At 54.8% G+C, this 19,499-nt stretch carries 16 protein-coding genes; 8 read left to right on the top strand and 8 right to left on the bottom strand.

The annotated features are described in order from the left end of the window. Positions 1-169: 169 nt before the first annotated feature. The 3 genes from CA832_RS09180 to CA832_RS09170 are packed head-to-tail and all read left to right on the top strand — an operon-like array spanning position 170 to position 4,793. The gene (locus CA832_RS09180) at positions 170-1,909 is read left to right on the top strand and encodes a carboxypeptidase-like regulatory domain-containing protein (RefSeq protein ID WP_088341274.1); all 1,740 of its coding nucleotides are present in this window, start codon (positions 170-172) and stop codon (positions 1,907-1,909) included. 6 nt (positions 1,910-1,915) lie between these two features. Continuing rightward, positions 1,916-3,664, top strand: coding sequence for a carboxypeptidase-like regulatory domain-containing protein (locus tag CA832_RS09175; protein WP_088341273.1), 1,749 nt, complete (start codon positions 1,916-1,918; stop codon positions 3,662-3,664). 1 nt (position 3,665) lies between these two features. After that, positions 3,666-4,793, top strand: a complete 1,128-nt coding sequence (locus CA832_RS09170; RefSeq protein ID WP_088341272.1) for a carboxypeptidase-like regulatory domain-containing protein — start codon at positions 3,666-3,668, stop codon at positions 4,791-4,793. Here the strand turns inward: CA832_RS09170 and CA832_RS09165 are convergent, their stop codons facing one another. Further along, on the bottom strand, positions 4,794-6,422 hold the full coding sequence (locus CA832_RS09165; protein ID WP_088341271.1) for an acyl-CoA carboxylase subunit beta: 1,629 nt from the start codon (positions 6,420-6,422) through the stop codon (positions 4,794-4,796). 79 nt (positions 6,423-6,501) lie between these two features. On the opposite strand from CA832_RS09165, the gene CA832_RS09160 reads away from it, so the two are divergent. The 3 genes from CA832_RS09160 (at position 6,502) to ettA (ending at position 9,465) form a co-directional block, all read left to right on the top strand. Continuing rightward, complete coding sequence (locus tag CA832_RS09160) at positions 6,502-7,485, top strand: Gfo/Idh/MocA family protein (protein ID WP_088341270.1); 984 nt, start codon at positions 6,502-6,504, stop codon at positions 7,483-7,485. Between the two features lie 62 nt (positions 7,486-7,547). Then, a complete protein-coding gene (locus CA832_RS09155) occupies positions 7,548-7,733 on the top strand; it encodes a CAL67264 family membrane protein (RefSeq protein ID WP_088341269.1) in 186 nt (61 codons plus the stop codon). Between the two features lie 37 nt (positions 7,734-7,770). Then, on the top strand, positions 7,771-9,465 hold the full coding sequence (gene ettA / locus CA832_RS09150) for an energy-dependent translational throttle protein EttA (protein ID WP_088341268.1): 1,695 nt from the start codon (positions 7,771-7,773) through the stop codon (positions 9,463-9,465). A gap of 41 nt (positions 9,466-9,506) precedes the next feature. Here the strand turns inward: ettA and CA832_RS09145 are convergent, their stop codons facing one another. The 3 genes from CA832_RS09145 to CA832_RS09135 all read right to left on the bottom strand — a co-directional run bounded on the left by CA832_RS09145 (position 9,507) and on the right by CA832_RS09135 (position 13,128). Next, the gene (locus tag CA832_RS09145) at positions 9,507-10,895 is read right to left on the bottom strand and encodes a M16 family metallopeptidase (RefSeq protein ID WP_088341267.1); all 1,389 of its coding nucleotides are present in this window, start codon (positions 10,893-10,895) and stop codon (positions 9,507-9,509) included. Beyond that, on the bottom strand, positions 10,895-12,292 hold the full coding sequence (locus CA832_RS09140) for a M16 family metallopeptidase (RefSeq protein ID WP_088341266.1): 1,398 nt from the start codon (positions 12,290-12,292) through the stop codon (positions 10,895-10,897). The genes CA832_RS09145 and CA832_RS09140 overlap by 1 nt, the downstream gene beginning before the upstream one ends. An 83-nt stretch (positions 12,293-12,375) precedes the next feature. After that, the gene (locus CA832_RS09135; protein ID WP_088341265.1) at positions 12,376-13,128 is read right to left on the bottom strand and encodes an MBL fold metallo-hydrolase; all 753 of its coding nucleotides are present in this window, start codon (positions 13,126-13,128) and stop codon (positions 12,376-12,378) included. A 234-nt stretch (positions 13,129-13,362) separates the two neighbouring features. Here CA832_RS09135 and CA832_RS09130 point away from each other — a divergent pair, with 234 nt between their 5' ends. Continuing rightward, the gene (locus tag CA832_RS09130) at positions 13,363-14,250 is read left to right on the top strand and encodes a hypothetical protein (protein ID WP_088341264.1); all 888 of its coding nucleotides are present in this window, start codon (positions 13,363-13,365) and stop codon (positions 14,248-14,250) included. A 93-nt stretch (positions 14,251-14,343) separates the two neighbouring features. Here the strand turns inward: CA832_RS09130 and fumC are convergent, their stop codons facing one another. Then, positions 14,344-15,744, bottom strand: coding sequence for a class II fumarate hydratase (gene fumC, locus CA832_RS09125; protein WP_088341263.1), 1,401 nt, complete (start codon positions 15,742-15,744; stop codon positions 14,344-14,346). Positions 15,745-15,883: 139 nt separating this feature from the next. Here fumC and CA832_RS15145 point away from each other — a divergent pair, with 139 nt between their 5' ends. Next, on the top strand, positions 15,884-16,051 hold the full coding sequence (locus CA832_RS15145) for a hypothetical protein (protein WP_088341262.1): 168 nt from the start codon (positions 15,884-15,886) through the stop codon (positions 16,049-16,051). A 41-nt stretch (positions 16,052-16,092) separates the two neighbouring features. Here CA832_RS15145 and CA832_RS09115 read toward each other — a convergent pair whose 3' ends face one another. The 3 genes from CA832_RS09115 to arsC all read right to left on the bottom strand — a co-directional run bounded on the left by CA832_RS09115 (position 16,093) and on the right by arsC (position 19,489). Beyond that, positions 16,093-18,579, bottom strand: coding sequence for a TonB-dependent receptor domain-containing protein (locus CA832_RS09115; protein ID WP_088341261.1), 2,487 nt, complete (start codon positions 18,577-18,579; stop codon positions 16,093-16,095). A gap of 4 nt (positions 18,580-18,583) precedes the next feature. Then, positions 18,584-19,042 carry a hypothetical protein gene (locus CA832_RS09110; protein WP_088341260.1) on the bottom strand — a complete coding sequence of 153 codons (459 nt, stop codon included), beginning with the start codon at positions 19,040-19,042 and terminating at the stop codon, positions 18,584-18,586. A gap of 99 nt (positions 19,043-19,141) precedes the next feature. Then, positions 19,142-19,489, bottom strand: a complete 348-nt coding sequence (gene arsC / locus CA832_RS09105) for an arsenate reductase (glutaredoxin) (protein WP_088341259.1) — start codon at positions 19,487-19,489, stop codon at positions 19,142-19,144. Positions 19,490-19,499: the final 10 nt, after the last annotated feature.

The following is a 19,499-nucleotide window of genomic DNA, read 5'->3' as shown; positions in this document are numbered from 1 at the left end:
AACCCTACGGTTTGATGGGAATCACAAACCCGGTTTTTCGGGGTTTCAACAGATTCATATAGCTCAACATAATAGTATAGCTATCAGAAAAACAGGGTTTTAGGTGTGATTATCACACCAAAGATTTAAAGTTGTTTATTATTTTAGGAAAGACCATTAACTACACATTATGCAGCGTTGGTTTGTACTGCTACTCCTTACCCTGCCCTTTTTGGCCCTGGGACAGCAACGGGAACTTTCGGGTACGGTTACCGATGGCCGGGCACCCATTGCGGATGTCACCATCCGCGTAGCGGGTACCGATGCCGGCACCTTTACCGATGACCAGGGAAAATACCGGATTTCGGTTCATGTGCGGGATACGGTTGTTTTTTCAGCCGTTGGTTTTAAAACCTACAGGTACCTGGTAGAAGACGTTTCCCGATTTCACAATCCGGTCCTCGTACCCGAAATCATTGAGTTGGATGAAGTCGTAGTCCAAAAGCGGGTTCGGAAGACCCAGGAGGATTTACGCCTTGAATATCCGTACAACGACAATTTGTTTCAAACCGCCTTTGGGTTTATCGATGCCAGTACAATGGCAAGCTCGGTCCGGGTAATACCCGAGGAGGAGATTCTTCCCATCGGGATTTGTATCCTGGATTTTCTGAGAAATCGACTCCCCGGGATCCGTGTTTTTGGGGACTGCTATAATGGAGGGAATGTAACGCTCCGGGGCGGGGTTAGTTCCTTAACGCAGGCGGTAACGCCTGTTTGGGATGTGGATGGCATGATCTTCCGTACGGCCCCTGTTTGGATTCCCCTGGAAAATATAAAACGCATCGCCATTGTAGCCGGCCTTGGGTTTACGGCCCGCTATGGGCAGGCCGGAGGGGTAATCGTGATCAATACGAATACTTACTCCCCCAAAAAGACAAAGGAATTCGATTTGGCCCGTTTGCGGAACAATTACCTGAGAGAACCCGTTCCGGGGTCGGAAGACCTGCAGGCGGACCTGCCTGCCTACCTCAGAAAGTTGCAGACGGCTGGCTCCCTGGAGGAAGCGCGCAGGCGCTATGATAGCCTTGCACCGTATTCCGGGAGCAATCCCTACTTCCTGTTGGACGCCTATCAGGTCTTTACGACCCAGTACCCGGATCAGAAGTTTGCCGATGCCATTATCGAAGGGAACATCAATTTATTCAACAAAAATGCTGTCCATCTGAAAGCCCTGGCCTTTCTCTATGAGGCTCAGGGGAGACTCGGGAAGGCGGAGGAGGCCTACGAATCTGTTTTCAGGCTTCGCCCGCGCTATGTGCAGTCCTACCTGGACATGGCGCGTATAAAAGAAATGCAGGGGCAGCCCCTCAGGTCCCTGAACCTGCTTAAACAGTACAATCAGTTGGTATCTGATGGGAGATTACCCCTCGATACTGCCCTGGTAGCTCCTTTTGTGGAGCGGGAATTCAATAACCTCCTGACCCGTCATAAAAACGATCTCGTCAGTGCTAAGGCCTTTTCAGAAGTTTATATTGACCCCGATGAAGAGGTACGGGGCCTTACGCGTATCGTGGTGGAATGGAACCATGCCGATGCCGATTTCGAATTGCAGTTTGTGAACCCGGCAGACCAGTATTACACGTGGAAACACTCCGTTTTTGAAGATGCGGAAGCCATAATGCAAGAAAAGATTGTAGGCTTCGGTTCCCGGGAATTCCTGTTGGATAAATCCCTCCCGGGCACCTGGAGGGTCAATGCCAAATACCTGGGTAACAGGGCGCTGACGCCCACGTACCTGAAAATCACGCGATATGAGAACTACGGCACCTCCGCCCAAGAAGCTTTTATAAGCGTTCATAAACTACAGCTCAAAAACCTCAATTACGAACTCCTGACCTTGTCTAACCCGGCGATATTCGCCTCAAATTAAGCTCCTATGAAAAAGATACACGCATTTATGATCCTGTTGGCCGCCCTTGCCACCACCGTGGTCTCCGCCCAGGACACCCGGACCATTTCGGGGACCATTTCCGACGGCAACCAACCCCTGGCAGACGTCGCCATCACCGTCAATGAGGGTGGCACTGCGGCGTTCACCGATGCCGAGGGGAAGTATGAGATACAGGCTGCCCCCGGAGACCTTATCGCCTACGCGTATACCGGGATGAAAACCTATAAGGTACGCGTGGAAGATGTCACCAAATTCCTCAACCTGATTATGGTACCCGACGTGCAGGAGCTGGACGAGGTAACCGTGACCCGCAGCAACCGGAAATCGCAGAAAGAGCTCGCTGCCGAATACCGCTCCAACCCGTATCTCATTCAGACCGCATACGGGATTATTGATGCTCAGACCGCCCCAGGAACTGTCCGGATGCTCTCTGAGAAGGACATTACCCCCATAGGCCTTTGTATCCTCGATGTAGTCCGCAACCGATTTCCAGGGATTCGTACCACCGGTGACTGTCTGCAAGGGGGAAGCATCATCGTTCGGGGGCCCGGTTCTATAGGCAATGCCCGGGTGGCGATTTTCGATATCGACGGGCAGATTTTCACCGATGTCCCCTTATGGCTCGACGTCAACTCCATTAAACGGATCGCCATCATTTCGTCCATGGCCTACAGTGTGCGCTATGGCGCCTCGGCCGGCAACGTAGGTGGGGTGGTTATCATCAATACGATCAGCGGACAGGCGGCAGCAACTGCGAGGGCCCAGGACCTGGCCCGCCTGCGCAACAATTACGTACAGGGCAAGGTCCTGGACCAGGAGGAGGTCGCCCAGAACGGGCCTGCCTACCTGAAGGAACTCAAGGAGGCGGCTTCCCTGTCGGATGCTCAAAAGGTCTACTATTCCTTTGAAACGCCTTTTAGCGCCTCCCCCCACTTCTTCCTGGATGCGTATGCCCATTTCTCCAATCGCCCGGGTGGGGAGGACCTGGCTGGGGAAATCCTGGAGTCACACATGGGGAAATTCGAGAACAGCGCCCCTATGCTCAAGGGCCTCGCCTACGAGTATGAGGCTCAGGGTCGCCACGCGGATGCCCTGAATCTCTACAAGGAAATCTTTGTCTTGCGTCCGCACTACAGCCAGTCTTACCTGGACCTGGCCCGTGCCTATCGGGCCGCAGGGGAAACCGGGAAGGCGGCTGCCATGTATGCGCGGTACAAGTACCTGCTGGATGAGGGCTTTTTAACCCCGTCCGAGGAATTCGGGAAGATCATTCAGCACGAGAGCGACAACCTGTTGGCCCTGGAGGGGCGCAGCATAGGCGCCGATACCCGCCGGATCAAGACCGACCCCTATGTGGAAGGGAGCACCCGGGTGGTAGTGGAGTGGAACGACAGCGAGGCCGAATTCGACCTGCAATTCGTCAACCCGGAAGGGCAGTACACCACCTGGAAACATACCTATGCAGACAATGAGGACCTGATCCTGGACGAGAAGGACAACGGGTACTCGGTGGCCGAGTTTGTTATCGATGAGAACCTGCCTGGAAACTGGGACATCAATGCCATCTACCACGGCAACAAAAGCCTTACGCCGACTTACCTGAAGGTCACCACCTACACGGCCTACGGGGAGCGCAGCCAGCGCGAGGATGTCCGGACCTTCCGCCTGCAGCTCAAAGGGGTAAACCAAAAGCTGCTTACCCTGACCAACCCCGGCAACAGCACGGTGCGGTAGGATGCGCGTTTTTCTGATTGTAATATTCATACTGGGCGGAGCCGTAACGGCCTCCGCCCAGCTTTTATTGAGGGGACGTATCACTGACGCTGCCACTCGGCAGCCCATTCCCTATGTGAATATCGGCCTGGTGGGGCGTGGGATCGGCACAGTAAGCGATGCGGACGGGTATTACGAATTGTGGGTGCGCGAGGCATCCCCTGACGATCTGCTTCGGATTTCCTGCCTGGGTTATGAGCCCCTTACACAAAGCTGGGAAGACCTGCCGGAAGGTCCCGACATTTCTTTTACTATGCGCAAGGGTGCCATTGCCCTCGATGAGGTGGTGGTGTCTGTGCTGCCTACGTATACCCTGGAAGAAATAGTGGGTTACCCGCTGGCGTCCACGCGGGATTTTGCGTATTGGAAGGACAGCCTGGCCCTGGGGGCTGAGCTGGCCAGCCGGATTCGTGTAAGCCCGGGCACACGACGTCTGAATACCTTGTTTTTCAATACGACCAGCAACCCGGCGGACAGTGTGCTGGTCCGCATCAACTGTTATGCGTTTCCAGGTTCCGGGGGAAAACCTGCGGAACCACTAAATAAGAGCGGACAGAGTATCCTCTATACGCTACCCGGGGGAGCTTCCGAAGCTGTCGTGGATCTGATGCCTTTCGACCTTTGGGTTGAGGATGACTTTTACCTGAGTTTGGAACTTCTGGCCGTATACGGGTCTGATGAAATTTCCCTGACCATGCCCGCAGCTGCCGAAAGCCGGGGAGCAACCTACCGGCGGTATGCCAGCCAGGGGGAATGGGAGAAGATCGGTGCCTATGGGGTAGGGTATGCGTTGCAGACCACCTACTACACTAACGATCCGCGTAAGGCGCGCAACCGGGTGGTGGAACGCAGTTTGAAACGCAGCCAGGCCCCGGTAGGCGGGTTTGTCTTTTTTGGCCGGCGTGCCCTGGAGGGAATCCGGGTGGAGAACCTCAATACACGGGAAGAAACAACCTCCGATACCCGGGGACGGTACCGGCTGCTGGCTTCCCCAGGGGACGTGCTTCGGTTTACCCGCCCAGGCGGGGATTTCCTGATCCTGAAAATCCGGGAAACCGGTACCCTTACCGTAAACCTGAAAGGGATGTAGTTATACCTGCAGCACCCCCATATTGAAGGGCTTTTCGATGGGCGCCTGGTTGGCGGCCTCAATCCCCGTGGCAATCCACCTGCGCGTTTCCATAGGGTCTATGATGGCGTCGGTCCAGAGGCGGGCCGCCGCGTAGTAGGGGGATACCTGTGCATCGTACCGCTGCTTGATCTCTTCAAAAAGGGCCTTTTCCTTTTCTTTCGAGAGGGATTCCCCCTGTTTCTTAAGCCTGGCGGTTTCGATCTGCAACAGCACCTTGGCGGCGGAGTTTCCGCCCATTACGGCCAGTTCCGCGCTGGGCCAGGCGGCGATCAGGCGGGGGTCGTAGGCCTTGCCGCACATGGCGTAGTTCCCGGCCCCATAGCTGTTCCCAATGACAATGGTGAACTTAGGCACCACGGAGTTGCTCACGGCATTCACCATCTTGGCGCCGTCCTTGATGATACCGCCGTGTTCGCTTTTGCTGCCCACCATAAAGCCCGTTACGTCTTGCAGGAAGATCAGGGGGATGCGTTTTTGGTTGCAATTGGCGATAAACCGGGTGGCCTTGTCTGCAGAATCCGAGTAGATGACCCCTCCGAATTGCATTTCCCCCTGTTTGGTTTTGACCACCTTGCGCTGGTTGGCCACAATCCCCACGGCCCACCCGTCTATTCGGGCATAGCCGGTAAGCAGGGTTTTGCCATACCCCTCCTTGTACTGTTCAAAGGAAGAATCGTCTACCAGACGCTCAATAACCTCGAGCATATCGTAGGGTTCGCTCCGGGATGCCGGGAGGATCCCAAATATTTCTTCCGGGTCTTTTGCGGGTTTCCGGGGCTCGGCCCGGTCGAAGCCGGCAACAGGCTGCGCCCCCATCTTTTCCATAATACTGCGGATGCGGTTTAGGGCATCCTTGTCGTCTGCGGCCTTGTAGTCCGTAACCCCACTGATCTCGCAGTGCGTCGTGGCACCACCCAGGGTTTCGTTGTCTATGGTTTCGCCTATGGCGGCTTTGACCAAATAGCTGCCTGCCAGGAAAATACTCCCCGTTTTATCTACTATCAGGGCCTCGTCGCTCATAATGGGCAGATAAGCCCCCCCGGCCACACAACTGCCCATAACGGCAGCGATCTGCACAATGCCCATGCTGCTCATCACCGCATTATTCCGGAAAATGCGCCCGAAGTGCTCCTTGTCCGGGAAAATCTCGTCCTGCATCGGCAAGTAGACCCCGGCACTGTCTACCAGGTATATGATGGGCAAGCGGTTTTCCATGGCAATCTCCTGGGCCCGAAGGTTCTTTTTGCCGGTAATGGGGAACCAGGCCCCGGCCTTTACCGTAGCGTCGTTGGCCACCACTACGCACATGCGGCCGGCGACCTTCCCTATTTTCACCACCACCCCGCCGGAGGGGCACCCCCCGTGGTCCTGGTACATCCCGTGCCCGGCAAAGGCACCGATTTCCAGGGCCTGGTTGGGTTGGTCCAGCAGGTATTCCACCCGTTCGCGGGCGGTCATTTTCCCCTCGGCGTGCAGTTTTTCAATACGCGCTTTCCCACCCCCCTGGTGAACCTTGCCGAGTTGCCTGCGCAATTCTGCCCTGAGGAGTTTGTTGTGGTCTTCGTTTTTATTGAAGGTTATGTCCATAATTATTGGTGCTTCCGGGTGCAGGCTAAAGATACGGAGGATTTATCATTACATTTGGGTAACACCAAAAACCTGAAACATGGCAGGACCGATTCGTTGGGGCATCCTGGGCCTTGGCAAGATTGCCCATTCCTTTGCCAAAGACCTGGCCTTGGTGCCAGATGCCACCCTGGTCGCCGTAGCCTCCCGGGACCATTCCAAGGCCGAGGCCTTTGCAGCGGAATACGGGACTGGGGCCGCATATGGGAGTTACGGGCAAATGCTGGAAGACCCGGCCGTAGATGTCGTGTACATCGCCACCCCCCATACCCACCACCTCCCGCATAGCCTTGAGGCCATGCGGGCAGGCAAGCATGTCCTTTGCGAAAAGCCCATGGGCATTAACCCGGAGGAAGTGGATGCCCTGCTTACCTGCGCCCGGGAGGAAAAGGTGTTTTTTATGGAAGCGCTCTGGAGCCGCTTTAACCCGGCCCTGCGGGATGCCGTGGAACGGGTGCACTCAGGGGAGGGTGGCCCGGTGGCCTACCTGAAGGCCGATTTTGCCTTTCCGGCCCTGGACCGCGATCCTTCGGGCCGCTTACTAAACCCGAACCTCGCCGGTGGCTCCCTGCTCGACATCGGGATTTACCCGGTCTTCCTGGCCTACTGGGTATTGGGTATGCCGGATGCCATCCGGGTTTCCGCCAAATTTCACGAAACCGGGGTGGAGAAACAAATTGCCATCGTGATGGAATACCCGCAGGCCATGGCCCTCCTTTACAGCGGGCTGAGTTCGCATTCGGAAATGCGGGCCGAAATTTCCTGCGAATCCGGGACGTTTACCATCGACCCCAGGTGGCACGAAACCCAGGGGTACAGTTTTACGGCCGAAGGGCCGCCCGTCCACCACCCGTTCCCCAAAAGGGGTAAAGGGTACACCTATGAGATTGAGGAGGTGCAGCGCTGTCTGCGCAAGGGCAGGCTGGAAAGCGCCCTTTGGTCCCACGAGGACAGCCGGGTCCTGCACGGGCTCCTCTACGAAATCCGCCGTATGGCCGGGATTCATTTCCCTTCCGAAGGGTAATCTTGTGGCCGGTTTTCGGCAAAAAATCCGATATTTGAGCCAACCAAACAAACGAGACTAGAATGGGATTAAAGGACAAGAATACGGTGCTGGCCTGGGCCACGTTCATCATGATTTTCGTGGGGATGGGGCTTATTGCCCTGGGCGCCTTTCGCTACGATGAAATAGCCGGCTGGGGCTTCGCCTCGGTCGGGATTGGTTTTTTTGCCATTGCCTGGGTGTTCAATGCCCTCAAAGGAAGGGTATAAGCCCGGCAATTTTACTTCACGCATATAACTTAGACACATGTCAGACGATAAGAAGGTCATTTTTTCCATGTCCGGGGTCACCAAGACCTATAAGAATGCCAATACCCCGGTATTGAAGGACATCTACCTGAGTTTCTTTTACGGTGCCAAGATCGGGATCCTGGGCCTCAACGGGTCCGGGAAATCCACTCTGCTGCGCATTATAGCCGGGAAGGACAGCAACTACCAGGGCAATGTGGTCTTCTCCCCCGGCTACAAAGTGGGTATCCTGGAACAGGAACCCGAGCTGGACGACGATAAGACCGTTTTAGACACGGTGAAGGAAGGCGTGGCCGAAACAGTAGCCATCCTGGATGAGTACAATAAGATCAACGACATGTTCGGCCTTCCCGAAGTCTATGAAGATGCCGACAAGATGCAGCAGCTCATGGACAAGCAGGCCAAGCTGCAGGACCAGATCGATGCCAGTGGGGCGTGGGAGCTGGATTCCAAGCTGGAACTGGCCATGGATGCCCTGCGTACCCCGGACCCTCAGCAGAAAATCGGGGTGCTCTCCGGGGGGGAACGCCGAAGGGTCGCCTTGTGCCGCCTGCTGCTCCAGGAACCGGACGTCCTGCTGCTGGATGAGCCTACCAACCACCTCGATGCAGAGTCGGTACACTGGCTGGAGCACCACCTGGCCCAGTATAAGGGGACGGTGATTGCCGTAACCCACGACAGGTATTTCCTGGACAATGTAGCGGGCTGGATCCTGGAACTGGACAGGGGAGAAGGCATCCCGTGGAAAGGGAATTACTCCAGCTGGCTGGAGCAAAAAGCCAAACGCCTGGCCCAGGAGCAAAAGCAGGCCAGCAAGCGGCAGAAAACCCTGGAGCGGGAGCTGGAATGGGTGCGCCAGAGCCCCAAGGGAAGGCAGGCCAAGCAAAAGGCCCGTCTGAACAACTACGATAAGCTGCTGAGCCAGGACCAGAAACAACTGGACGAAAAACTTGAAATCTATATCCCGAACGGCCCGCGCCTGGGCACGAACGTCATCGAGGCCAAAGGGGTAAGCAAGGCCTTCGGGGATAAACTCCTCTACGAGGACCTGAACTTCCGCCTGCCCCAGGCTGGCATAGTAGGGGTTATCGGGCCCAATGGGGCGGGGAAGACCACCATCTTCAAAATGATAATGGGGGAGGAAGCCCCGGATAAAGGCACCTTCGAGGTAGGGGATACCGTAAAGATCGCCTATGTGGACCAGCGCCATTCCAACATCGACCCGGAGAAGACCATCTGGCAAAACTTCAGCGGAGGACAGGAGCTCATCAACATGGGCGGGAGGCAGGTAAATTCCCGTGCCTATCTGAGCCGGTTTAATTTCTCCGGAAGCGAGCAGAACAAGAAGGTAAACATGCTCTCGGGAGGGGAACGCAACCGTCTCCACCTGGCCATGACCCTTCGGGAGGAGGGCAACGTACTATTGCTGGATGAGCCTACCAACGACCTGGATGTCAATACGCTCCGGGCCCTGGAGGAAGGATTGGAGAATTTTGCGGGCTGTGCGGTAATCATCTCCCACGACCGCTGGTTCCTGGACCGGATTTGTACCCACATCCTCGCCTTCGAGGGGGACTCCCAGGTCTATTTCTTTGAAGGTTCCTTCTCCGACTATGAAGAGAACAAGAAAAAACGCCTGGGGGCAGATGCCATCCCCAAGCGCATCAAGTACAAGAAACTCGTTCGAGACTAAAACGAAAAACTCCCGCTCATGGCGGGAGTTTTTTTTGGTTGCTATTGTTTGAGCGGGATTTCCAGGGTTTGTTCCAGCTGGCTTTCGATTTTCTTTTTATCCCCCACCACTATGAGGATCATGTCCTCCGGCCGGATGTATTTCCGGGTAAGCTCGGAGACTTGCCCCGGGGTGACCGCATGCATATTGGCCACCTTGTTCGTAAGGAAGGATTCATCCAGGTCGTGAGTGTCCAGGAAAATCATCTGCCCGATAATTCCGTTGGGAGAGGAGTTCTGCAACACAAAAATCCCGGATTCGTAGTTGATGATGCCATCCAGTTCCTCCTGGGTAGGCGGTTCCTCTTGCAACCGGGCAATTTCCTTTTTGATCTCCGACAGGGAGGCCCCGGTATGCTCCGTGGTCACATCGGCCCTCTCGTACCACAGCCCGCTCTTGTAATTGGCAGCCATGATGCTGGTAGGGGAATAGGTATAGCCCTTATCCTCCCGGATATTGCTGGTAATTCGGGAAGCAAAGCTTCCGCCCAGGATGGAATTGGTCACATCCAGGGCCAGGTAATCCGGGTGTGAGGGGTCCGGGACCGGCAATCCGTAGAAAATGGTAGACTGGGGTGCCCCGGGCCGGTCAATGATCTTAACCGTCGGGGATACACTGGGTTCGGCTACGGGATAATTTGCTTCTTCCCCTTCCCGCCAGTCCCCGAGGGCTTCCCTGACGGCTTGGGTCACGGCTTTGGCATCGAAGTTTCCTGCCACGTATACCGTGGTCCGGCGCGCGCCGACCTGGGCCTCGTAGAAGGCTTTGATATCGTCCACTGTATAGGCATCTACCTGAGTGTCTGTAGGGTAGATGCGGCCATAGGGATGGTCCGGATACACAGCAGCGTAAAAATCCCGCTGGGCCTGTGCCCTTGGGCGGGAGAGTTGTACGGCCAGGGAGCGTTTCATATCGCTTTTCAGGCGGTCCAGCTCGGCTTCAGGCCAGGCCGGGTTTCGCAGCACATCTGCCATCAGCCGGATGGCATCCGGTGCAAATTCATAGAGAACGGAAGTCGAAAGAGAAGAGTTGTGGAGGCCTACCCCGATATTTAGGTTTCCGCCCATCCCCGCCATCTCGTCGGCGATCTGCCGGGCACTACGGGTGGTGCTGCCTTCTTCCATAAGATCTGCCATCAGGTCGCTGAGCCAGACCTGGTCTTCGCCCTCATTGATGTTTCCGGTCTTGATACTGATCTGGATACTGGCCTTCGGGATGGAGCCATAGGGCACCATGACCAGTTGCAGGCCATTGTCTAATTGTACCACTTCCTTTTCCGGGAGGGTGAAGTTCTTGGGGGTCCCGCCCTGGGGTGGGACTTGTTTTTCCTGGGCTGGCAGTATTCCGGTTACCAGGACCAGGGCCAACAGGGAGCTAAAGATATTTTTCATTACAATTCGGTTTTAGCATTACTGGCCAACAAGGGGTTGGTCACCAGGATGGTGCGGTTGGTTGGCCTCAGGTACTCGTCTATGGTTTTGTTCACGGTTTCCAGGTCTACCTTCCTGAATTCCTCCTCCAGGGTGTTGATCCGCTCCGGGTTGTCGTCAAATAGGGCAAAACTGCACAAGAGGTCTGCGCGGCCCAACCCGAAAGTACCCCCGATGTTGTCGTATAACTGGGAGCGGATTTTAATAATAGCCCGGTCCAGCATTTCCTGGGTGAGTTCCTCCTTAAGACCGGACATTACTTCCTCCACGGCAGCCATGATATCGTCCCTGGTGGTGTCGTTGTCGTAGGTAAGGTCATACATCCAGAGCATTGGCCCCTGGTAATTGAACATATTGCCCAGGTAGTTGATCCCCCCGTTCACATCCGAGGAGTAGCCTTTTTCATTTTCGAGTTTCTGGACCAGCAAGCTGTTGTCTCCCTGTATCAGGATTTGGTCCAGCAACCCCATGGCATAGTATTCCGGGGTGTTGCGTTGAGGCATGTGGTAGGCCACGGCCAGGGCGGGCTTGTTGGCCAGGGAGTCGTCTTTTACGAACTCCTTCTCGGCCTCCTGCCGGGCTTCCGAGATGTCCGGCTTTGGCGGTTGCTCTACGGCCGGGATATCCCCGAAGTATTTCTGGATCCAACCCTTTACCTCCTCCGGGTCAAAATCGCCTACTACGGAAATAGCGGCGTTGTTAGGAGCGTAATAGGTTTTGAAAAAACTACTGACATCTTCCACGGTAGCCGCGTCCAGGTCCTCCAGGTCCCCGTAGAAGTTGTGGGCGTTAAACCAGTTTTCGTTGGCGTACTGGGGCATATCCAGCCAGGGGAAACCCCCGTAAGGCTGGTTCAGCACATTGACCTTTACCTCGTTTTTAACCACGCCTTGCTGGTTGGTGAGGTTTTCCTGGGTAATATCCAACCCGCGCATGCGGTCTGCTTCGGCCCAGAGCATGGTTTCCAGTTTATGCGAGGGCACAATCTCGAAATAGTTGGTGAAATCGAAGCGGGTAGAGCCGTTCAGGACCCCGCCGTTCTGTTGTACCAGCTTGATGAATTCCATTTTCCCGAGGTTCTGGGAGCCCTGGAACATCATGTGCTCAAAGAGGTGGGCAAACCCGGTACGGTCCCGGGGTTCGATCCGGAAGCCGATGTTGTAGTACACCGCCACGATCGCCGTGGGCGAGGTGTGGTCTTCGGACAGGATCACCTTAAGGCCGTTGTCCAGTTTGTAATAGGTGACCGGAACCTTGAATTCCGATCCGGCGGATTCCTCCTGGCTTTCGCCGGCACAAGAGGCCAGCAGCAAGCCAAAGAACCCGATGGCGGCCACGCGCCAAAACAAATGTCTCATAAAATGGGTATTTAATAATTAGTCATAGGGGGAACCCCTTTAAACAGACGCCCATACGGGCGATGTGTTACAAAAATGCTTCGCTAATACGGCTGTCCCGGGTACCAGTCCAGTTGTACCACTTCAATCCCGGGGTTGCCAGCTTCCACCAGGGCCCTGAAACGGGAAACATCACTCACCTCCGGGTTGCCGCGATAGTGGTAGGGAAATACCCGACTTGGCTTGAATTCCAGAACGGCATCTGCCGCGCGCTCCACGGTCATGGTGTAGGGCAGGTTCATACAAACCAGGGCGACGTCGATGTTTTCCAGGGCGCGCATTTCAGGGATGTCTTCCGTATCGCCCGACACATAGACCCGGAATCCGTCCTGTTCCAGCACATAACCGTTACCACGGCCTTTTTCGTGGAATTTCAGGGCTTCCTCCCGAAGGTTGTACATGGGGATGGCGGTTATGGAAAGTTCGCCAAGAGGCAGGACGGCCCCGTTCCCCAGGGCAGTGGCCTGCTGCGCCAACCGCTCTGGCATCATAGCAATAACCGCTTCGGGGGCGATGATCAGGGTAGCGGAGCCTGCAACAGCCTCCAGGGTTTCCCGGTTGTAATGGTCGCCGTGAACATCCGTGATAAGGATAACATCCGGCGCAGGATGGCCCGAAAAGGCATCCCCTCCGCCTACGGGGTCAAGGTACAGGATGGTACCGCCCAAGCTAAGAACGGCAGTGGCATGGGAGATGGGTTTTATTTCCGGCCCGGTTTCCACCTCAGGTGCGGGTTCTGGGGTGTTTTGGGCACTTTCCTTTTTTACAGGGTTCCCGCATGCCCCAAAAAGCAGCATTAAGGTGATAAGTGCCGGAAAGACGGCAGTTCTTTTCCTGGATAATAGGGGAGAGGCGTACATACAGATCGCAAATTTTTTATTGGGTTCAAACCTCCTAAAGATACGATACTTAGGGGTCTGGGCGAAGGCCACCTAATTTTTTTTAACACTTGGAAATCTAAACCCGCACCCCTTCGCGTATATAGAGGGCAACAATCTAATACTTGTAAAGAGTAAATAATTAAAACACTTATGGCAGAACAGAAAAACAATAACGGACTGAAGGTATTGGCAGGTATCCTGGGAGTCATCCTCCTCGGTACCATCATCTATACCGTTAGCCTCTACCAGGAAAAGAAAAAAAACGAAGCCGTCCTTACTCAGGAGAAAGAGCTCGTGGTTGAAGATCTCAACAGCCTGAAGTCGGAGTACGACAAGGCCATCCTGGAGAGCAATGCGACCAACGAAGAGCTGGTTGCCGCCCGCGACAACATCGCGAAATATATCGATTCCCTGAAGGCGATGAAAACAGACCTCGCCACCCTTTCCCGCTACCGCCGCCAGGTTTCCATCCTGAAGCAGGAGCGTGAGGAACTGCTGCGCCAGGTCGATTCCCTCAAGGAATCCAACACCCTTATCGCCATGCAGCGCGATAGCACCTTTGCCGAGCTGGAGAAGCAGACCATCTTCAACGATTCCCTGGTAGTTCAGAATACGCAGCTGGCCGATGCCGTAGAGCGCGGTTCTGCCCTCAGCCTGAACCGTTTTACAGTAGACGCCGTGCGTGAGCGCAGCAGCGGGAAACTGGTTTCCACCACCCGTGCCCGCCGCACCGACAGGCTTAAAATCTGCTTTACCGTTGCCGACAACGTAATCGCAGAAGCCGGAGACCGGGAGTTCTACATCGAAGTACTGGATCCGCAGGGCAACGTTATGGGCGCCGGAAACAGCAAATCTCTGGAAGACGGCCCCACCATAACCTTTACCAAGGCGACCAATTTCTACTATGAAAACAGTAACCTGGACGTTTGCGACTACATCAGCAACTACTCCGGGGAGTTCGCCGAAGGAAATTACATGGTTAACGTCTATGACGACCGCCTGACCCTTCTGGGGACTAATAAGTTCGAGCTTAAGTAATGGCTGTTTGAGCTAAGTAAACACTATCCATACACAAAAAGGCCGCCCGGGAAACCGGGCGGCTTTTTTATTTTAAGGAGAGGTTGGCCGAAGTCAGCTGGAGAGGCTCCCCACCATTTCTTCGGGACGGACCCACTGGTCGTACTCCTCGGCAGTAACATAGCCCAGGCGCACGGCTTCCTCTTTCAGGGTAGTGCCATTGGCATGTGCCGCATTGGCGATCTCGGCCGCCTTGTAATACCCGATGCGTGTATTCAGGGCAGTTACCAGCATAAGGGAATTGTTCAACAGGCGTTCGATGTTTTCCCGGTTGGGCTCAATGCCGGAGGCGCAGTGCTCTTCAAAACTCATGCAGGCATCCCCCAGGAGCTGGGCAGATTGCAGGACATTGGCGGCCATGACCGGTTTAAAGACATTGAGTTCGTAATGGCCCTGCGTCCCCCCGATGGTCACAGCCACGTCGTTGCCCATTACCTGGGCGCATACCATGGTCAGGGCTTCACATTGGGTGGGGTTAACCTTTCCGGGCATGATGGAACTGCCGGGCTCATTTGCCGGGATGGTGATTTCCCCAATGCCGGAACGGGGCCCGGAGGCCAGCATGCGGATATCGTTGGCAATTTTATTGAGGGAAACGGCCAGTTGCTTTAAGGCCCCGTGAGTTTCCACCAGGGCGTCGTGGGCGGCCAGGGCCTCGAATTTATTCTCCGCGGTCCGGAACGGCATCCCGGTAAACTCCGCGATGTATTTAGCCACCAGCACATCGTACCTGGCCGGAGTATTGAGTCCGGTTCCCACTGCCGTCCCTCCCAGGGCCAGTTCGGCCAGGTGGTCCAGGGTGTTCTCCAGGGCTTTGATCCCGTGGTCCAGCTGGCTCACATATCCGGAAAACTCCTGACCCAGGGTAAGAGGAGTGGCATCCATCAGGTGGGTCCTTCCGATTTTAACCACGTCCCGGAAGGCCTCGGATTTGGCCTTCAGGGTATCGCGCAGTTTCCGGACACCCGGCAGGGTAGTGCCCGTTATTTTCAGGTAAGCAGCTATATGCATGCCGGTTGGGAAGGTATCGTTGGAAGACTGTGATTTGTTCACATCGTCATTCGGCTGAAGGGTTTTTTCCCCTTCCCCAATGGCCTTGCCGGCCATTTCATGGGCGCGGTTGGCGATTACCTCGTTAACATTCATATTGCTCTGGGTCCCGGAGCCGGTCTGCCAGATTACCAGGGGGAACTGGTTGTCGTGCTGCCCTTCCAGGATCTCGTCGCAAACGGATGCAATGAGGTCCCGCTTGGGTTTGGCCAGCACCCCGAGTTCGCAATTGGCATAGGCGGCAGCCTTTTTCAGGTAGGCGAACCCGTAGATAATATCCAACGGCATGGAGCCTGAAGGGCCTATTTTGAAATTGTTCCTGGAGCGTTCGGTTTGCGCCCCCCAATACTTGTCTGCGGGGACCTGAACCTCCCCCATAGTGTCTTTTTCGACGCGGTATTTCATGGTGTCCGATTTTGTGTTAAAGGTACGGATTCAATGGGATTTCAACAGGACCTCGGGTAGGGATGGGGTGTAAAAATTTTCCTTTGGTTTGCAGGATTAGAAGGAATCCTGCTATCTTTGTGGACCAAAGCAGAAAAACATGTTTGAGTTTGACCAGTATCTCGGATTCCTAGCCTTCCTGACCATTGTGACCATCGGCTTTTGGCTCATGATGTTCCTGCTGCTGTTCGTGGTTCCTTACTGGTTGGGTGGTAACCTGATCGAACTTTGGAAAGAACGCCGCGCAGCCAAGCGCGCCAGGGAATAAAAGAAAAACGGGGCCTTTTGGCCCCGTTTCTTTTTTGGTCATTATCGGGAACTTCCGAAATCCTCTCCACCGTCATCATCAAAATTGCGCTCCCCGCGTCCATTGCGCTTCTTCGCCTCGTTAAAGCGGTAGACAAACGCCAGGTTTATTTGGCGTACCCGCCACTGGAATTCGCTGTCTGAGGTAAAGAAAGGGGTCTGGGTAAAGGACTGCCGCTTGCGCGAATTAAACAGGTCGCTCACGTTAAGGGTAATGGTCCCATTATCTTTCAGTACGTCCTTACTTAAGGCCATGTTCAGGGAGAAAATCCCTTGGGTTTCGGTCTGTGCATTCTGGAACGGGCCCCGGTAAAAGGCATTGGACTGCCATTCGATGGCCAGGGGCAGGGTTACCTTAGAGCCGAAACGCGCAAACCAACTGGTGTTCTTGGCCCCGTAGTCCACCCCGTTAAACTCCCCTTCGGTATCGAACTGGAAAATGTTGAAACTGGCGTTCAGGCGGAACTTGCGGGAAGGGTTGTACAGGATACTGGCTTCGCCCCCTATCCGTTGGTTGGTAGACAGGTTGATGGGGATGGAGCGGATAATCTCGATCCCGTCTGTAGTGGTCTGCCCGGTCTCCTCCTGTACGCGCTCAAAGGCATCGGTTTCCCTGGAATAGTACACGGACGAACTCAGGGTAATTTTTTCCCAACGCTTCAGGTACCCGAGGTCGAAGGTATGTGAAAAAGCCGGGTTCAGGTCCGGGTTCCCCTGGAAGATATTGGTCCGGGAACTCCGGGAAGGGAAGGGGTTGATGAACCAACCCCGGGGCCGGTTTATCCGCCGGTTGTAACCGATGGTGATATTTTCCCGTTCGGCCAATTCATAAATAAGGTTAATGGTAGGGAAGAGGCCCAGGTAATTCTTGTCGAAATTCACATCGACATCCACCCCGAGTTCTTCCTCCAGCTGGCTGGGGTCAAATTCGGATTCCAGCTCCCCCCTGAGCCGTGTATTCTCCAGCCGCAGGCCCATCAGAAAGGAAAACTTCCCGAATTTATTCCCGTACTGGGTGTATACCGCAGCGATATCCTCGTTAAAGGTAAACAGGTTGGTCAGGGTTTCGTTGATGACAAACTGCCCGCTGGCCTGGTCCAATGAGTCCAGGCGGTAATCCGTCATCTCCTCCTCCAGGTCTATGCGAAAACCGGCCTCGAACTGGGCATTTTCCATGGGCAGGACGTAATCGGCCTGGATCAGGTATTCCTTGGATTCTTCCTTCTGCAGCACGTTCTCCAGGGCTACCAGGTTATCTGTAGGGAAGGTGGTGCGCTCTTCAATGAGGGCCGTAACATCTTCCTTGTCGCGGCCTATTTGTACATCTGCCGTGAGCTTTTGGCCATCGTCGTCCAGGTCGTTGGTGTAATTAAAAGACCACTGGTAACTGTTATCCTCTTCTTTTTCGGATTCCACACGGAGGGTCCGACTATCTGTGGTGCCCCCTACAAAGCGCTCCGTGTTGTTCTGGGTAACATCCTTGTCGTTGCCGCCCCTCATAAAAAAACTCCCGGTAATGCTGGAGTGGTCGTTGAGGAAGACTTCCATACCGAGGTTGGCATTAACCCCACGGTTAAGCCGGTTGATGTCCCGGTCTTCCGTAATACGGTCGAAGGAACCGCCGGTGTAAGTGTTGTCGAAAAAACCGTTTCCAGGCCCTTCCCGGTAACGGTAGCCCACGGTACTGAAAATATTGAATGCATCGGTCCTGAGATTTCCGTTTACCGTAATCCCGGCATTGGTCGGGTCTCCCACAAAGGTATTTACCGAGCCATTGAAGCCCAGGGTCTTTTCTTTCTTAAGGACAATATTCAGGATACCCGCAGTGCCTTCGGCGTCGTAACGGGCCGAAGGGCTGGTAATGACCTCCACCCGCTCAATAGCGTCGGCCGGCAGTTGCTGCAGGGCATCGGTGGAGCCGAAGCCCGCCAGGGCGGAAGGTCGGCCATTGATCAGGATCCTGACGTTTTCATTACCCCTCAGGCTAATATTGCCCTCCACGTCCACATCTACGGAGGGGACGTTGTTCAGCGCGTCCGAGATGGTAGCCCCGCTGTTGGTCAGATCCTTGCCAATATTGTAGATTTTCTTGTCGAGGCGGACCTCCACGGTAGTCCGTTCGCCCACCACCTCCACAGCCTCCAGCTGGGTAGCATTCACGCCTAACCGGATTTCCCCCAGGTCCTTGGACTGGAACAGGCGCTGATTCTCTAAACTATAGGTAGTATAGGAGATATATTCGACGCGGATGTTGTACATCCCCCTGGGCAACTCAACTTCAAACTTCCCGTCCAGGTCGGTAATCCCTCCGGTGATACGGGAAGGTTCCCGAACGCTCTCCATTACTACTGTGGCGTATTCCAGGGGCCTCCCTGTGTCCTGGTCCAGTACTGTACCCGTTATTTTGATGTTTTCGGCCTGTCCTTGGGGGCGTTGCGCCTGCAGGCCCAGGGTGCATACTACCAGGAGCAGCAATAGGAGGTGCTTCATGTGTTTAGGTTTTCGACTTTTTACGTTTTCGCTTTTCTTTTTTCTTAAGCTTTTTAGCATCATATCCGCTTTCCTTCAGGGCCTCCATGGCTTCAAATTTTTCAGGAGGAAGCCCTTGCATTAGTTCTTCTCTCTCGGCCCTATCGATCTTCTCGTAGGCCGCCCGGCTTTGTTCCGGTTCTAATTCAAGGATTCGGAGTTCAATGCGCTGTTTAACGTATTTGGTCAGGATGGACGAGACAACGGCTGCTTCGAAATCATTCAGCCCTACGGCTTCAATGATGTTGGGCATTTCGTTTTCCACGATTTCCTCGGCTGTGAGGGGCTCCGGTTTTTTATCCGGGGCATCGGCCTGCGGAATGGCGTTCCGGCCGTAATAGCGGTTCATACCATACCCATATTGGGAATGGGCCACATGCAATCCGGCCACCAGGACGAACAAAATCAAAAGCTTTGTCTTCATCTCGTGTTTTTTTAGATGGATTTAAAAGGGGTGGGTTTAACCGGGCTTGGTTAAAACTTTGTTAATTTCAAGTGTGCTCCGGTTCTTTGTTTTAAAATGCTAATTATCAAATAGTTCAGATATTCTGTCTGCAGGCCTGGCGACCACGGCCTTCGAACCTGTCACCACGACCGGTCGTTCCATTAGCTTAGGATGTTCCGCAAGGGCTCCGAGCAGCTCATCCCGGCTCAGGTCCCGCCCCCTGTAGGTTTCCTTCCAGATGGACTCGTTGCGCCGAATCAGGTCACCGGGCTCCATCTTCAGTTTTTCCAGGAGGTCGGCCAAGGCCTCCCGGGAAAGGGGAGCCTTCAGGTATTCTACAATTTCCGGGGTATACCCATGGTCGGAGAGCCATTGCAGGGCTTCCCGCGACTTGCGGCATCGGGGGTTGTGGTAAATGGTAATCATGGCGGTACGA

Source organism: Robiginitalea sediminis, assembly GCF_002198115.1.
GTDB classification, from domain to species: Bacteria; Bacteroidota; Bacteroidia; order Flavobacteriales; family Flavobacteriaceae; genus Robiginitalea; species Robiginitalea sediminis.
Note: the sequence above shows the minus strand (reverse complement) of the source record. Positions and strands in the feature narration are given on the sequence as shown.

Bases quoted from the DNA above. Each gene is read 5' to 3' on its own strand.
- CA832_RS09180 (WP_088341274.1), top strand. From the start codon at position 170: ATGCAGCGTTGGTTTGTACTGCTACTCCTTACCCTGCCCTTTTTGGCC.
- CA832_RS09175 (WP_088341273.1), top strand. From the start codon at position 1,916: ATGAAAAAGATACACGCATTTATGATCCTGTTGGCCGCCCTTGCCACC.
- CA832_RS09170 (WP_088341272.1), top strand. From the start codon at position 3,666: ATGCGCGTTTTTCTGATTGTAATATTCATACTGGGCGGAGCCGTAACG.
- CA832_RS09165 (WP_088341271.1), bottom strand. From the start codon at position 6,422: ATGGACATAACCTTCAATAAAAACGAAGACCACAACAAACTCCTCAGG.
- CA832_RS09160 (WP_088341270.1), top strand. From the start codon at position 6,502: ATGGCAGGACCGATTCGTTGGGGCATCCTGGGCCTTGGCAAGATTGCC.
- CA832_RS09155 (WP_088341269.1), top strand. From the start codon at position 7,548: ATGGGATTAAAGGACAAGAATACGGTGCTGGCCTGGGCCACGTTCATC.
- ettA (WP_088341268.1), top strand. From the start codon at position 7,771: ATGTCAGACGATAAGAAGGTCATTTTTTCCATGTCCGGGGTCACCAAG.
- CA832_RS09145 (WP_088341267.1), bottom strand. From the start codon at position 10,895: ATGAAAAATATCTTTAGCTCCCTGTTGGCCCTGGTCCTGGTAACCGGA.
- CA832_RS09140 (WP_088341266.1), bottom strand. From the start codon at position 12,292: ATGAGACATTTGTTTTGGCGCGTGGCCGCCATCGGGTTCTTTGGCTTG.
- CA832_RS09135 (WP_088341265.1), bottom strand. From the start codon at position 13,128: ATGCTGCTTTTTGGGGCATGCGGGAACCCTGTAAAAAAGGAAAGTGCC.
- CA832_RS09130 (WP_088341264.1), top strand. From the start codon at position 13,363: ATGGCAGAACAGAAAAACAATAACGGACTGAAGGTATTGGCAGGTATC.
- fumC (WP_088341263.1), bottom strand. From the start codon at position 15,744: ATGAAATACCGCGTCGAAAAAGACACTATGGGGGAGGTTCAGGTCCCC.
- CA832_RS15145 (WP_088341262.1), top strand. From the start codon at position 15,884: ATGTTTGAGTTTGACCAGTATCTCGGATTCCTAGCCTTCCTGACCATT.
- CA832_RS09115 (WP_088341261.1), bottom strand. From the start codon at position 18,579: ATGAAGCACCTCCTATTGCTGCTCCTGGTAGTATGCACCCTGGGCCTG.
- CA832_RS09110 (WP_088341260.1), bottom strand. From the start codon at position 19,042: ATGAAGACAAAGCTTTTGATTTTGTTCGTCCTGGTGGCCGGATTGCAT.
- arsC (WP_088341259.1), bottom strand. From the start codon at position 19,489: ATGATTACCATTTACCACAACCCCCGATGCCGCAAGTCGCGGGAAGCC.